General features: G+C 62.4%; 14 protein-coding genes. 10 read left to right on the top strand and 4 right to left on the bottom strand.

Going from position 1 to position 13970, the window contains the following annotated elements; translation table 11 throughout:
• Positions 1-756, top strand: a complete 756-nt coding sequence (locus PG879_RS18345; RefSeq protein ID WP_270830549.1) for a DNA/RNA non-specific endonuclease — start codon at positions 1-3, stop codon at positions 754-756.
• Positions 757-963: 207 nt separating this feature from the next.
• Positions 964-1311, top strand: a complete 348-nt coding sequence (locus PG879_RS18350; RefSeq protein WP_143238290.1) for a DUF2541 family protein — start codon at positions 964-966, stop codon at positions 1309-1311.
• A gap of 31 nt (positions 1312-1342) precedes the next feature.
• Here PG879_RS18350 and mog read toward each other — a convergent pair whose 3' ends face one another.
• On the bottom strand, positions 1343-1873 hold the full coding sequence (gene mog, locus PG879_RS18355; protein WP_041212474.1) for a molybdopterin adenylyltransferase: 531 nt from the start codon (positions 1871-1873) through the stop codon (positions 1343-1345).
• Positions 1874-2280: 407 nt separating this feature from the next.
• On the opposite strand from mog, the gene PG879_RS18360 reads away from it, so the two are divergent.
• The 7 genes from PG879_RS18360 to proX all read left to right on the top strand — a co-directional run bounded on the left by PG879_RS18360 (position 2281) and on the right by proX (position 8442).
• The gene (locus PG879_RS18360) at positions 2281-2619 is read left to right on the top strand and encodes a DUF3135 domain-containing protein (RefSeq protein WP_010675440.1); all 339 of its coding nucleotides are present in this window, start codon (positions 2281-2283) and stop codon (positions 2617-2619) included.
• Positions 2620-2852: 233 nt separating this feature from the next.
• Positions 2853-3650 carry a threonine/serine ThrE exporter family protein gene (locus PG879_RS18365; protein ID WP_050498274.1) on the top strand — a complete coding sequence of 266 codons (798 nt, stop codon included), beginning with the start codon at positions 2853-2855 and terminating at the stop codon, positions 3648-3650.
• Positions 3647-4114 carry a threonine/serine exporter family protein gene (locus PG879_RS18370; protein WP_010675437.1) on the top strand — a complete coding sequence of 156 codons (468 nt, stop codon included), beginning with the start codon at positions 3647-3649 and terminating at the stop codon, positions 4112-4114. Before PG879_RS18365 ends, PG879_RS18370 begins: the two co-directional genes overlap by 4 nt.
• Before the next feature lie 23 nt (positions 4115-4137).
• A complete protein-coding gene (gene folA / locus PG879_RS18375; protein WP_104452412.1) occupies positions 4138-4629 on the top strand; it encodes a type 3 dihydrofolate reductase in 492 nt (163 codons plus the stop codon).
• Between the two features lie 473 nt (positions 4630-5102).
• Complete coding sequence (gene proV / locus PG879_RS18380) at positions 5103-6299, top strand: glycine betaine/L-proline ABC transporter ATP-binding protein ProV (RefSeq protein ID WP_270830550.1); 1197 nt, start codon at positions 5103-5105, stop codon at positions 6297-6299.
• On the top strand, positions 6296-7444 hold the full coding sequence (proW, locus tag PG879_RS18385) for a glycine betaine/L-proline ABC transporter permease ProW (protein WP_270830551.1): 1149 nt from the start codon (positions 6296-6298) through the stop codon (positions 7442-7444). Before proV ends, proW begins: the two co-directional genes overlap by 4 nt.
• Positions 7441-8442, top strand: a complete 1002-nt coding sequence (proX, locus tag PG879_RS18390) for a glycine betaine/L-proline ABC transporter substrate-binding protein ProX (RefSeq protein WP_270830552.1) — start codon at positions 7441-7443, stop codon at positions 8440-8442. Before proW ends, proX begins: the two co-directional genes overlap by 4 nt.
• 96 nt (positions 8443-8538) lie before the next feature.
• On the opposite strand, the gene PG879_RS18395 is transcribed toward proX, so the two are convergent.
• The 3 genes from PG879_RS18395 to PG879_RS18405 are packed head-to-tail and all read right to left on the bottom strand — an operon-like array spanning position 8539 to position 12834.
• The gene (locus tag PG879_RS18395) at positions 8539-9345 is read right to left on the bottom strand and encodes a phosphoadenylyl-sulfate reductase (protein WP_270830553.1); all 807 of its coding nucleotides are present in this window, start codon (positions 9343-9345) and stop codon (positions 8539-8541) included.
• Complete coding sequence (gene cysI, locus PG879_RS18400; protein WP_039040326.1) at positions 9335-11047, bottom strand: assimilatory sulfite reductase (NADPH) hemoprotein subunit; 1713 nt, start codon at positions 11045-11047, stop codon at positions 9335-9337. Before cysI ends, PG879_RS18395 begins: the two co-directional genes overlap by 11 nt.
• Positions 11047-12834, bottom strand: a complete 1788-nt coding sequence (locus PG879_RS18405) for an assimilatory sulfite reductase (NADPH) flavoprotein subunit (protein ID WP_039040325.1) — start codon at positions 12832-12834, stop codon at positions 11047-11049. Before PG879_RS18405 ends, cysI begins: the two co-directional genes overlap by 1 nt.
• Before the next feature lie 198 nt (positions 12835-13032).
• On the opposite strand from PG879_RS18405, the gene PG879_RS18410 reads away from it, so the two are divergent.
• Positions 13033-13845, top strand: a complete 813-nt coding sequence (locus tag PG879_RS18410; protein ID WP_270830554.1) for a PhzF family phenazine biosynthesis protein — start codon at positions 13033-13035, stop codon at positions 13843-13845.
• Positions 13846-13970: the final 125 nt, after the last annotated feature.

The following is a 13970-nucleotide window of genomic DNA, read 5'->3' on the forward strand; positions in this document are numbered from 1 at the left end:
ATGAATAATATCAATAAATTAGTTCTGGCTATCGGATTCACTCTCACCACCTTCCCGAGCCTGGCGGCGGGATTCCAGTGCGGGGAGCACGTCACCCAGGGGGTACCCGGTCAATCCAGTCAGCTGTTGTGCCGGGAGGGCTATGCCGCCGGGTACAACTACGACACCAAGGTCTCTGACTGGGTCTCTTACCGGATGACGGCCGCCAGCGCCCAGGGCCAGGTGCCGCGCAAGGATGCCTCCGCCGAGGACAAGGAGGTGCCGGTGCAGTTTCGCGCCACCCTGTCGGACTACAAGGGCTCGGGCTATGACCGCGGCCACCAGGCGCCGGCGGCGGACATGCGCTCCACCGCCAACACCATGAAGCAGAGCTTCCTGCTGACCAACATGACCCCGCAACTGCCGGCGCTCAACCAGGGGGCCTGGCGCATCCTGGAGGAGAAGACCCGGCAGTGGGCCATCACCTACAAGAGCGTGCAGGTGATCACCGGCCCCATCTTCACCCACTCCGATGGCGCCATCGGCAACGGCGTGACCGTGCCCCACGCCTACTACCGGGTGGTGATGGATCTGGCGGGCAAGCGGGCCATCGCCTTCATCCTGTCGCAAGAGAACGTCTCGGCCAGTCGGCTGGCGGACTATGTGGTGACGGTGGATGAGGTGGAGGAGCAGACCGGACTCGACTTCTTCACCGAGCTGCCGGATGAGCAGGAAGAGGCCATGGAGTCGCGGCTGTCGGCCATGTGGGGCGGTTAGCGCGTCCGGCAGGGGTAACGGGGGCCCAGGCCCCCGTTACCCACACGGCCTCCGGCCATTGTCATGGCCCCTGGTACAGGGCCAGTACAGCTTGGGTCTGGCATCGGGCCCTTATCATGACTCCTTTTTTCAGGAGGCATCATGTCAGCGCTGTTTTCCCTTTACTCCTTGTCCACTCTTGCCCGCGCGTTGCGCATCTGCGTACCCATGGCGCTGCTGGGGGCTGCTGTTCCCCCCGCCATGGCCGACGAGGATATCCGCTTGGGGCAGACCATTCTGCTCGGGGTCGGCGATCATCCCGCCATCATTCCCATGCTCGCCTGCCGGCCGACCAAATCCATCATGGTCAAGGCAGGACGGGAATTGACCCTGGAGCGGGTCAAGGTGTTTTATGGCAACGATCGCAGCAAGACCCTCTATTTCGACAAGGATCTGAAAGAGGATCAGGAGTCGGGGTGGCAATCCCTCGGCAGCCGGCTCTGCATCAAGCGGATCGAGGTGTACGGCAATTCGGAAGGGAGCAAGGCCGGGGTCAAGGTATACGGGCGCAAATGAGCAAAGGGCGGGGGAAATCCCCGCCCAGTGCTTATTTCTTCGGGCGGAACGGTTTGATGATGGCCTCGTCGCACTCGAGATAGGGCCCTTCCATCAGGTCGATGCAGTAGGGAATGGCGGGGAAGACCGCATCCAGGCACTCGCGGATCGATTTGGGCTTGCCCGGCAGGTTGACGATGAGCGAGCTGCCGCGCAGGCCGGCGGTCTGGCGCGACAGGATGGCGGTCGGCACGAACTTGAGGGACTCGGCCCGCATCAGCTCGCCAAAGCCCGGCATCATGCGATCGCACACCGCCTCGGTGGCCTCCGGGGTCACATCCCGCCTGGCCGGCCCTGTGCCCCCCGTGGTAACGACAAGGCAGCACTGCTCATCGTCCACCAGCCGAACCAGGGTCGCCTCAATCTGATCCTGCTCGTCGGGGATCACCTGATAGACGGGCTCCCATTCCGAGGTCAGGTAGGCGTTCAGGGTGTCGATGATGGCCTTGCCGGAGAGATCTTCGTAGATGCCTGCACTGGCGCGATCGCTGACGGTGACGATACCGATTCTTGCCTTGCTCATGGTCTGCCCTTGGTTGCCGCAATAAAGTGGTAAATAAAATAACATAATCAGTGAGATATGTTAAACCGCCGGATGAGGCAAGGGGAGGGCATCGAGCCTGGGGGAGAGTCGAATGAAAAACAATTTTGAGGAAAGTCCCTTAATAAGGCATAAGGCCGAGAAAAATGGTGCTGAAATTTTATAAAAAAACTGACGCAGGCCGGATTCGGTTAATTTCATGAATCATAAGGAATAAATGATTTTTTCCGCCAACGATGCGCAATCCGTGCCAAAAACCGGACTCCTGTGGCTCGGCGGTGAATGGCCCAAAATCGCCACCATCCTATATAACCTTCCCTAGGGACAGTGAAATAGTGATGTGCCCGGCGTCGTTCCGTTCCATGGGCGAGGTCCGGCCAGGAGGGTATATGGAGCTGCCTGATTTCGATACCCTGAAGTACTGGGCGCTGGCCGAGCCGGAGCGACTCGACGCGCTGCTGCACCAGCAGATAGAGACCCTGATCGCCCAGGTGGGGCCAGAGCGGCAACGTCGGTTGCGAGGTCTGCAATTTCGCATCGACTGCCAGCGCCGCCTGGCAAGAAACAACCTCGACAGCTGCATCCGGATAGCCAACATGATGCATGACTCCGTCTACGCCATGCGCCAGCACATTCTGGATCTGCAGAACGAATCTTGTCAGGAAATGGCAGAGCCCCCGCTGCCGGATAATGTGATAGCGTTTTCCAGTTATCTGAAACGGAAATAATTCACGGCCCTGTTCAAGATATAAAAAAAACAGGGTATTTATTAATTTGTTTCACCCCTTCTCAAACAAGTTGTTAAGCAAGTTGGGTGAATTGTTTTTTATTTGCTGCAAATATTCCCCGGGCGGCTGAATAATAGTGACCAGTGCCCGCAGTCCGATAGAGATGGATGAAGGTGTATTTATTTTGGGGTAATATCCAGACACATTTCATCTTGCTATGACTCAAAGGGATCATGAGAAGCATCACACCAGGAAGGGTGCTGTCGCGAGAGCAGCAGACGGAGATCACCCGGATCATCGTCAAGGCGGGCCAGATGCTGGCCCAGTTTGGGGCGGAGAGCCGCATCATCGAGCAGACCACGGTCCGCCTGGGCATGGCGCTCGGGCTGGAGAGCGTCGAGATGGCCATCTCTTCCAGCGCCATCGTCCTCACCAGCCTCTACCAGGGCAGTTGCGTCACCACCACCCGCCGGGTGCGGGAGCACGGCATCAACATGCAGGTGGTGTGCGAAATCCAGCGCATCTGCATCATGACGGAAAAGTCGCTTATCGGCGCGCGCGAGGTACGTCAGCGCCTCGAGGCCATCACGCCGTTCCACTATCACCCCTGGCTGGTGGTGCCCATGGTGGGGCTCTCCTGCGGTGCCTTCTGCCTGCTGTTTGGCGGTGACTGGCCCATCTTCCTGGTGACCTGCTGCTCGGCCTCGGTCGCCATGCGGGTGCGCCAGCTCATTGCCCGCCATCACCACAGCCCCCTCATCAACTTTGCCGCCACCGGGTTTATCGCCACCCTGCTCGCTTCCAGCGCCACCTTCTTCGGCTGGGGCGAACAACCCTATCTCGCCATGGCCGCCAGCGTGTTGCTGCTGGTGCCGGGGTTCCCGCTCATCAATGCGGTCTCCGACATGGTGAAGGGTTACTTCAACATGGGGCTGGCCCGCTGGGGCACGGCGACACTGCTGACCATCAGCGCAGCCATAGGGATCATTCTCGCCATGTCGGTGACCGGTATCTGGGGGTGGAAAGTATGATGGAACTGCTCTGGCTGCTGGCCAAGGATGCCTTCTGGTCGGCCATTCCGGCGGTGGGCTTTGCCATGCTGTTCAACGTGCCGCCACGGATGCTCAAATATTGCGCCATGGGGGGCGCGTTGGCCCACAGCCTGCGTACCCTGCTCATCCACTACGGCATGCCCATCGAGTGGGCCACCCTGGCAGCGGCGACCACGGTCGGCTTTGTCTGTGTCTACTGGTCGCGCCGCCTGCTGGCACCGCGCCCTGTGTTCAGCGTTGCCTCCATCATCCCCATGATCCCGGGCAGCTATGCGTTCAAGACCATGATCGCCATCGTGGAGCTCAATATCTCCGGGGTGACCATGGAGCTGCTTCAGAGCGCGGTGGAGAACGGCCTCAAGGCGCTGTTTATCGTGGGGGCCCTGAGTTTCGGTTTGGCGATCCCCTCTCTGGTCGTGTACCGTAACCGCCCCATTATCTGACGACGGTGCGAGAGGTTGACCCCATGATGATTTCCATGATTGCCGCCATGGCCCACGATCGGGTGATAGGGCTGGACAACCAGATGCCTTGGCACCTGCCGGCGGATCTGGCCCACTTCAAGCGGGTCACTCTGGGCAAGCCGGTGCTGATGGGGCGCAAGACCTTTGAATCCATCGGACGACCGCTGCCCGGCCGTCGCAATCTGGTGATCAGCCGCAACCCCGACTACCGGGCCGACGGCGTGGAGGTTATCGACTCGGTGGAGGCCGCACTGGCCCTGCTGGCGGATAGTGACGTCGCGGAGCTGATGGTGATCGGGGGCGGTCATCTCTACGGCCAGCTGCTGCCACGGGCCGACAGGCTCTATCTGACCCGTATCGATCTGGCGGTGGAAGGGGATACCCGCTTCCCGGCCTTCGATGAGAACGACTGGTCGTGCATCGAGCGCGAGTTACATCAGCCTGACGAGAAGAACCCCCATCCCTACTGTTTCGAGACCTGGCAGCGGCGCTGAGCCCTCTGATGCCATGAAGAGCCCCTTGCGACAGCCGGGGGCTTTTTTGTGCCCTGTTACTGCAAAGAGAAGGGGGCTGAACCGGCATGGCTGAAGGTGCCTGAAGCAATATCCGGAATGCGTGACATTAAAATGATTAGTTATGTAATGAATAGGCCATTAATCGCTCCGATGGGGGCCATCCTCCCCACCCTCTCTTTTCGCCTGCTGCTAACGCCTTTTAATCATTAATGAAATGTGCTGAAAGTGCATCGATACTGTGGCGGCCCTGTCTGTTATAGGCGTTTTTATCGTGATTTAATGGATTTTTATGAATGAAAATAACCAATAAAAATCAATAAGTTAAATTTAACATTTCCAGATTGGCTTCAATTGGTTCTTTTATTTGGGTGTGAAATTACTTAGTGTTAAAAGTAGTTGGCTCACGTTCGACGGTTTGCCAGGCAAGGCGTCGGCCAAGAAAAAAGGACAATATGACAGTCAAACTCGAGGTCAAATCCCTCTACAAAATCTTCGGCGATCAGCCGGATAAAGCGTTCAAATTGCTGGCGAAAGGGCATGATCGCGCCAGTATCCTGAAAAAGACCGGACAGACCCTGGGGGTCCAGGATGTCAATCTGTCCATCAACGAAGGGGAGATCTTCGTGGTGATGGGCCTCTCCGGTTCGGGCAAGTCCACCTTGGTGCGTCTCTTCAACCGGCTGATCGAGCCGACCCGCGGCCAGGTGCTGATCGATGGCGAGGACATCGCCGCCATCTCGGAGCGCGAGCTGCGCCGGGTGCGCCGCAAGAAGATCAGCATGGTATTCCAGTCTTTCGCCCTGATGCCGCACCTGAGTGTGCTGGAAAATACCGCCTTCGGGCTGGAGCTGACCGGTGTACCGCTGGCGGAGCGCCAGCAGAGCGCCCGTCAGGCGCTCCATCAGGTGGGGCTGGGACAGTGGATAGAGGCTTATCCGGATGCCCTCTCCGGCGGCATGAAGCAGCGGGTCGGGCTGGCCCGGGCCCTTGCCAATGACCCCGACATCCTGCTGATGGACGAAGCTTTCTCCGCGCTGGATCCCCTGATCCGCACCGAAATGCAGGATGAGCTGCTCAAGCTGCAGGCCAGCCAGCAGCGCACCATCGTCTTCATCTCTCACGATCTGGACGAGGCGATGCGCATCGGCGATCGCATCGCCATCATGCAGGATGGCCAGCTGGTGCAGGTGGGCACCCCGGACGAGATCCTGAACCAGCCCGCCAACGACTATGTGCGCGCCTTCTTTCGCGGGGTGGATCTGGCCCATGTGTTCAGCGCCCGCGATGTGGCCAGCCGCAAGCAGGTGCCCCTCATCAAGAAACACACCACCGACGGGCCGGGCAACGCCCTGCGCCAGCTCAAGGAGCTTGAGCGGGAGTTCGGTTACGTGGTGGATCGCAGCCGTCGCTTCCTCGGGGTCGTCTCGGTGGAGTCGCTCGGTCAGGCGGTCAGGGCCAAAGGCAGCCTGGAGCAGGCGTTGCTGGCGGACATCCAGCCCATTCTGGCGGACACCGCCCTCAATGAACTGATCAGCCAGGTGGCGGCCGCTCCCTGTCAGGTGCCCGTGGTCGAGGAGGATGGCACTTACCTCGGCCTCATCTCCAAGGCCAATCTGCTCAACACCCTGGACAGGAGTACCCCGGCATGAAGCTGATGAATCCCCATTTCTTGCTGAGCGGGCTGCTGGCCCTGGTGCTGCTGGCGAGCCCTTCCCTGCGGGCCGATGAGGTGGCGGCAGATCCCTGGAGCGCACCTGCGTCCACCGAGGTGTCCGATCCCTGGGGCAGTACCGACACCCAGGCCACCGACTGGCAGAACCAGATCGAAGCCGCCGACACCACAACCGCCATCGACTGGCTGGATCCTTTCCAGCAGGCGCTGGTGCCGCTGGATACCTGGGTGGAAGGGGGCATCGGCTGGCTGGTGGAGAACCTGCGGCCGCTGTTCCAGCTGATCCGCGCACCGGTGGAGCTGACCCTGAACGCCATGACCCATCTGCTGCAGACGGTGCCCTCCACCCTGATGATGGGGCTCCTGGCCCTGCTTGCCTGGCAACTGGTGAACGGCCGCATGGCGCTCGGCACGCTCGCGTCTCTTGTGGGGATCGGGCTCATCGGGGCCTGGTCCGATGCCATGGTGACCCTGTCCCTGGTGCTGACCTCGCTGTTCTTCTGTGTGCTGCTGGGGTTGCCCACCGGCATCCTGCTGGCCCGCAGCGAGCGGCTCTCCACCTGGACCCGGCCGCTGCTGGATGCCATGCAGACCACCCCGGCGTTCGTCTACCTCATCCCCATCGTGATGCTGTTTGGCATCGGCAACGTGCCCGGGGTGGTGGTGACCGTCATCTTCGCGCTGCCGCCGATGATCCGGCTGACCATGCTGGGCATTCGCCAGGTGCCTGCAGATCTGGTGGAAGCGGCCCACTCGTTCGGTGCCAGCCCCTCCCAGTTGCTGTTCAAGGTACAGCTGCCGCTCGCCATGCCCACCATCATGGCCGGGGTCAACCAGACCCTGATGCTGGCGCTCTCCATGGTGGTGATCGCCTCCATGATCGCGGTGGGGGGCCTCGGCCAGATGGTGCTGCGCGGCATCGGCCGGCTCGACATGGGGCTCGCCTCCATCGGCGGCCTCGGCATCGTGCTGCTGGCCATCGTGCTCGACCGCCTCACCCAGGCGATGGGGCAACCGGATCGCACCCGTACCGGCCGCTGGTATCAGCACGGCCCCGCCGCCCTGCTGCTGCGTCTGACCGGTCGTGACAAGAAAATCGATTACAAAGGAGTAAATGCATGAGACAGACCACCAAAGGATTGACCCTGGGCACATTGCTGCTGAGTGCCCAACTGCTGAGCCCGCTCGCCATGGCCAGCGCCGAGTTGCCGGGGGAGGGGGTTCGCGTTCAGCCCTTGCAGAGCTCCTTGCCGGAAGAGGCCTTCCAGAGCCTGCTGGTGAGCAAGCTGATGGCGCGTCTGGGTTACGATGTCCAGCCCGCCCAGGAGGTGGACTACAACGTGGCTTATGCCTCGGTGGCCCAGGGAGACGGTACCTTCCTCGCGTTCAACTGGGTGCCGCTGCAGGACAACAAGTACGAGCAGGCGGGGGGCGACAAGGTGTTCTTCCGTGAGGGCACCTATGTGGCCGGTGCCGCCCAGGGGTACCTCATCGACAAGAAGACCGCGACCCAATACGGCATCACCAACCTGGGCCAGCTCAAGGATCCCGAGGTGGCGGCGCTGTTTGACGGGGATGGCGACGGCAAGGCCGACCTCATTGGTTGCAACCCCGGCTGGGGCTGCGAGGGGGCGATCAACCATCACCTCGACGCCTTTGGTCTGACCCCCACGGTGGCCCACAAGCAGGGCAACTACGCGGCGCTGATCGCCGATACCCTGGCTCGCTACCAGGCCGGCAAGCCGGTGCTCTATTACACCTGGACCCCCTACTGGCTCAGCAGCGAACTGGTGCCGGGCAAGGATGTGGTGTGGCTGGAAGTCCCCGCCGACGCCCCGGATGCGGCCAAGACCCGTTTGCCGAACGGCAAGAACTACGGCTTTGCGGTGAACACCATGCACATTGTTGCCAACAAGCGGTTTGCCGAAGCCAATCCGGCCGCCGCCAAGCTCTTCTCCATCGTCAAGCTGCCGCTCAATGACATCAACGTGCAGAACGGCCTGATGAACAAAGGGCAGAACAAGCCGGCGGACGTGGAGCGTCATGCCGACGCCTGGCTCAAGGGCCACGAGGCACTGGTGAACGACTGGATGAATCAGGCGCGCGCCGCCGCCATGTAATGAGGGGTACGTCGCCCTTCTGCACAAAGAAAAACGCCCGGCAGTTGCCGGGCGTTTTTTTGTGGGCGGGGCGCAGCACATGGCCGGGCCGGGGGATCAGATGCCGGAGCCGTCGCTCTCGCCACCTTCCTCATGCAGGCCGCACTCGCGCTTGAGGCCGAAGAAGCGGGTCTGCTCCTCGCTCATGCCGGGCTCCCACTTGGCGGTGGTGTGCACGTCGCCGACCGAGAGGTAGCCCTGCTCCCACAAGGGGTGGTAGGGGAGGTCGAACTCCTTGAAGTAGTAGAAGACGTCCTTGTTGCTCCAGTCGATCACCGGCAGGAACTTGAAGCGACCGCGCTGGATGGCCAGCACCGGCAGCTTGCCCCGGCTGCCGGACTGCTCACGGCGCAGGCCCGAGAACCAGGTGCGGGCACCCAGCTCGTTCAGGGCGCGGTCCATGGGCTCCACCTTGTTGAGCTGGTTGTAGCGGGTGATCCCCTCCACCCCCTGCTCCCACAGGAGGCCGAAGCGGGCCTCCTGCCAGGCCGGGCTGAGTTCGGCCCGGTAGATCTTGAGGTTGAGCGCGAGACGCTCGGTCAGCTCGTCGATGAAACGGTAGGTCTCGGGGAAGAGATAACCGGTGTCGGTCAGCACCACGGGCACGTCGGCCCGCTCGCGGCTCACCAGGTGCAGCATGAGCGCCGCCTGGATGCCGAAACTCGACGACAGCACATGCTCCCCCGGCAGGTTGGCCAGGGCCCAGCGCACCCGCTCGGGGGCGCTCATGGCGTCCAGCTCCCGGTTGAGAGGGGCCAGCGCCTCGACCTGATCCTCCCGGCCCAGGGCCAGGAGGGCGTCGAGGTCGAGCCGGCCGTCGGCGGTGCGCGCCAGCCGGGCTGTATCAGTCTGTTCAGGCTGCATAGAAGTCCCTCGCGGAGTCGATAACCGGGGCGATGATGCCGGCGCGAATGACAAAATCGCCGAAGCACTCGTCCGGGTTGCGCTCGCTCGCCCAGCGGCCGATCAGGGCGTCCAGTTCGGCCAGGATCTGCGGCTCGGTGATGTTCTCCAGGTGCAGGCGCGGGATGCGGGTCCCCTCCAGGTTGCCCCCCAGGTGCAGGTTGTAGCGACCCGGCGCCTTGCCCACCAGACCCACTTCCGCCAGCATGGCGCGGCCGCAGCCGTTGGGGCAGCCGGTGACCCGGAAGATGATGGCGTCATCCGCCAGGCCGTGCTTGGCCAGCAGGCCCTCGATGTCGGTGACGAAGGCAGGCAGCATGCGCTCGGCCTCGGCCATTGCCAGGGGGCAGGTGGGCAGGGCCACACAGGCCATGGACTGCTTGCGCTGCTCGCTCACGCCGTCATCCAGCAGACCGTACTGACGCGCCAGGGCTTCGATGCGTGCCTTCTCGCCGGCAGGCACGCCCGCGATGATGAGGTTCTGGTTGGCGGTGAGGCGGAAGTCCCCCTGATGCACCTTGGCGATCTCCAGCATGCCGGTCTTGAGGGGCTTGCCCGGGAAGTCCAGCAGGCGGCCGTTCTCGATAAACAGGGTCAGGTGGTGCTTGCCGTCGATCCCCTCCACCCAGCCGAAGCGATCGCCACGGCTGGTGAATTCATAGGGGTGAACCGGCCCGAACTGGATGCCGGCGCGGTTCTCCACCTCGGCCTTGAAGGCCTCGACCCCCACCCGTTCAAGGGTGTACTTGGTCTTGGCGTTCTTGCGGTTGACCCGGTTGCCCCAGTCGCGCTGGGTGCTGACCACGGCGGCCGCCACCTCCAGCACGTGGGAGAGCGGAATGAAGCCAAAGTCGCTCGCCTTGCGCGGGTAGGTGGTGGTGTCGCCGTGGGTCATGGCCAGACCGCCCCCCACCAGCACGTTGAAGCCCACCAGCTTGCCGTGATCGGCAATGGCCACGAAGTTGAGATCGTTGGCGTGGATGTCCACATCGTTGTGGGGCGGGATGACCACGGTTGTCTTGAATTTGCGCGGCAGGTAGTTGGAGCCCAGGATCGGCTCCTCGTCACCCCCCAGCTTCTCGCCATCCAGCCAGATCTCCACGTAGGCGCGGGTCTTGGGCAGCAGGTGCTCGGAGATCTTCTTGGCCCACTCGTAGGCCTCCTGGTGCAACTCGGACTCCACCGGGTTGCTGGTGCAGAGTACGTTGCGGTTCACGTCCCCCGCGGTGGCGATGGAGTCGATACCGGTGCTGTTGAGGGTCTGGTGCATCAGCTTGATGTCGCGCTTCAGTACCCCGTGGAACTGGAAGGTCTGGCGGGTGGTCAGGCGGATGCTGCCGTACATGCTGTGTTCTTCGGCGAACTTGTCGATCACCTGCCACTGGGCCGGGGTGATGATGCCGCCGGGCAGGCGGGCGCGCAGCATGACGTTGTGCAGGGGCTCCAGCTTCTGGGCGGCGCGCTCCGGGCGGATGTCGCGGTCATCCTGCTGATACATGCCGTGGAAGCGGATCAGCTGGAAGTTGTCGCCGTTGAAGCCGCCGGTGAGCGGGTCCTGCAGATCTTCGGCGATGGTGCCGCGCAGGAAGTTGCTCTCGCGCTTGAGGCGTTCGTTGTCAGCCAGCGGCCCTTCGACCGGTCCCGGAATAAGTTGTTTGCTCATCAATAGACATCCCTTTGATAACGTTTGGCACGACGCAATTCGCTCAGATACTCTTCTGCTTCCTCACGGCTCTTGTGGCCGTGTTCCGCAATCACTTCCAGCAGGGCTTCCTGCACATCCTTCGCCATGTGGTTGGCGTCGCCACACACATAGAAGTGAGCGCCTGCTTCCAGCCACTGGTAGAGCTCAAGCCCTGCCTCGCGCAGGCGGTCCTGCACATAAATCTTGTTGGCCTGATCCCGGCTGAAGGCCAGGGAGATTTTGGACAGCAGTCCCGATTTCACATAACGCTGCCACTCCACCTGATAGAGGAAGTCCTGAGTGAAGTGGGGGTTGCCGAAGAAGAGCCAGTTCTTGCCCTCTGCCCCCTGTGCTTCCCGCTCCTGCAGGAAGGCGCGGAACGGGGCAATGCCGGTGCCCGGCCCCACCATGATGACGGGGGTGTCGGGATTGGCGGGCAGGCGGAAGTTGTCGTTGTGCTCCACGAACACCCGGACCTCGGCATCTTCCGGCAGACGGTCCGCCAGATAGGAGGAGGCGCCGCCGCTTCGCACTGTGCCATCTTCTTGGCGGTAGCGCACCACGCCGACGGTCAGGTGCACCTCTTCTTCCACCTCGCTCTGGGCGGAGGCGATGGAGTAGAGGCGGGGGGTGAGGGGGCGCAGCAGTGCGATCAGTTGATCGGCACTCAAGGAAGCCGGGAAGCGTTTCAGTACGTCCACCACCTGGGCGCTGGCCACCAGGGCGTTGACCTGGGCCTTGTCACCGGCCAGATCTTTGAGCGCCGCGTTGTCCGTGATCTCGGCGAGGCCAGTGATCAGGCCGCCGTGCAGCCGGGTCAGCTCGTAGTGACGGGTCAGCGCCTCGCGCAGGCTGCCATGGGGGGTAGCCTCGTCACCGGTCAGACCGGTCAGGGCCAGCACTTCCCCCACGAGATCAGCGTCGTTGTCGAACCAGATGCCGAGCGCATCCCCCGGTTGATAGGTGATGCCGGACTCTTCCAGGTTGATCTCGATGTGACGGATGTCCTTGGTGGAGTCGCGGCCGGTGATCTTCTGGTTCACCGAGAGTCTGGCCGGGAAGGGGTTCTCCTTGTTGTACTGGCTGTGGCCGACGGCGGCCTGCACCGAGCCCGCCACGCTGGCAGTCGCGGCGCCGGCAGAGAGGGTGGCGGCGACCGCCGCAACGGCCTGCTCGCCCCAGGCCTTGGCGGCATCCTGATAATCCACATCGAGGCTAGCTAGCTCATGGATGCGCTCGGCCCCCGCTTTGGCGAGGAAACCATCGAAATCCTTGCCGGTCTGGCAGAAGAACTCATAGGAGCTGTCACCCAGCCCCAGCACGGCAAACTTGAGCCCTTCCAGCTTGCCGACCTTGCCTTTTTTAAGCTGCTCGAACAGATCGACGGCGCTCTCGGGGGGCTCCCCCTCCCCGTAAGTGCTCACTACCACCAGCAGGTGGCTCTCTTTCTTGAGCTGCTTGGGTTTGTAGTCCGCCATGGAGGTGAGGGTCACCGGCAGGCCGCGGGCCTCGGCCTGGGCCTTGATGGCGCTGGCCACGCCCTTGGCATTCCCGGTCTGGGAGCCGTAGAGAATGGTCAGGCTGCCGCCGGGAGCCGCGACTTCTGCGCCTGCGCTCGCCACGGGCTGGACGCCCGCCTGGGAGAGGCCGTAGAGATAACCGCTGACCCAGGCCAGTTGCTGGGTATTGAGGGTGGTGAGAACTTGGTTGAGCTGGCGCTGCTGTTCGTCAGAGAGCGGGCTCAGGGTGGGGGCTGTCAATGGCATCACACATGTCTTCCATGGTCTGATTTTTGGTCAGGGTAAGGGGTGTAATGAATAACAACAAAGAATAAAAATATCTTCTTTATGCGATTTATGAATTTATAAAGCCAAAATCCATCTCAGCCCCGGGGCGCCCGTGATATAAAAATGGCCTTGCCGAGCCCCCTGTCCCGGTGATCTCTCATGCCCCAAGGAGCAACCATGTCCCGTCTCTATCATGTCAACGCCTTCAGCCATCACCCCTTCGGAGGCAACCCCGCCGTGGTGGTGCTGGGGGAAGCGCGGCCCGACGCCGAGCTGCAGGCCATGGCAGCGGAGTTCAACCTCTCTGAGAGCGCTTTTCTGACCCAACTGGGGGAGGAGCATTACGGGTTGCGCTGGTTCACCCCGCAAGTGGAGGTGGACTTGTGCGGCCATGGCACCCTGGCGGCGGCCCATGTGCTGTGGCAGACGGGGGCGGTGGCCGAAGATCAGCCCATCCGCTTCGCGACCCGCAGCGGCGAGCTGGTTGCCCGGCGGGAAGGGGAGTGGATCTGGCTCGATTTTCCGCGCATTGCCCTGGCGCCGCTCATTCTGGATCCGGCCTATGGGGCGGCTCTTGGCTGCCAGCCGCTGCAAACCCTGGCGGCCGGGGCCAAGTTCCTGCTTGAGCTCGCCAGCGAGGAAGAGGTCCGCGCGCTCACCCCCGATTTTCACGCCCTGCGGGCGCTGCCGGGCCGGGGGATCATGGTGACGGCGCCATCGAGCCGGGGAGAGGACGACTTCGTCTCCCGCTACTTCGCCCCCTGGGTCGGGGTGGACGAGGATCCGGTGACCGGCTCCAACCACTGCGCCCTGGTGCCCTTCTGGGCAGAGCGGCTCGGCAAACGGCAATTGCGGGCCCGCCAGATCTCAGCCCGGGGCGGGGATCTCAGGCTGGAATTGCAGGAGGAGCGGGTGCTGATGGCGGGCCGGGCACTGACCCTGTGGCAGGGGGAGTGGCTGCTGCCGCCTGGCGTACCAGCGGACCGATGACCGCTCGTCACTGTGTGAGTTCTGCATAAAAAAACGCCCCGCAATTGCGGCAATGCTGTTCACTTAAGCGGAGCCGCATTGCGATTTACCGGAAAACGGGTCTTTGATATCTTCACCGCCCTGGG

The organism is Aeromonas sp. QDB63 (assembly GCF_027707425.1).
In the GTDB taxonomy this organism is placed as follows: domain Bacteria; phylum Pseudomonadota; class Gammaproteobacteria; order Enterobacterales; family Aeromonadaceae; genus Aeromonas; species Aeromonas caviae.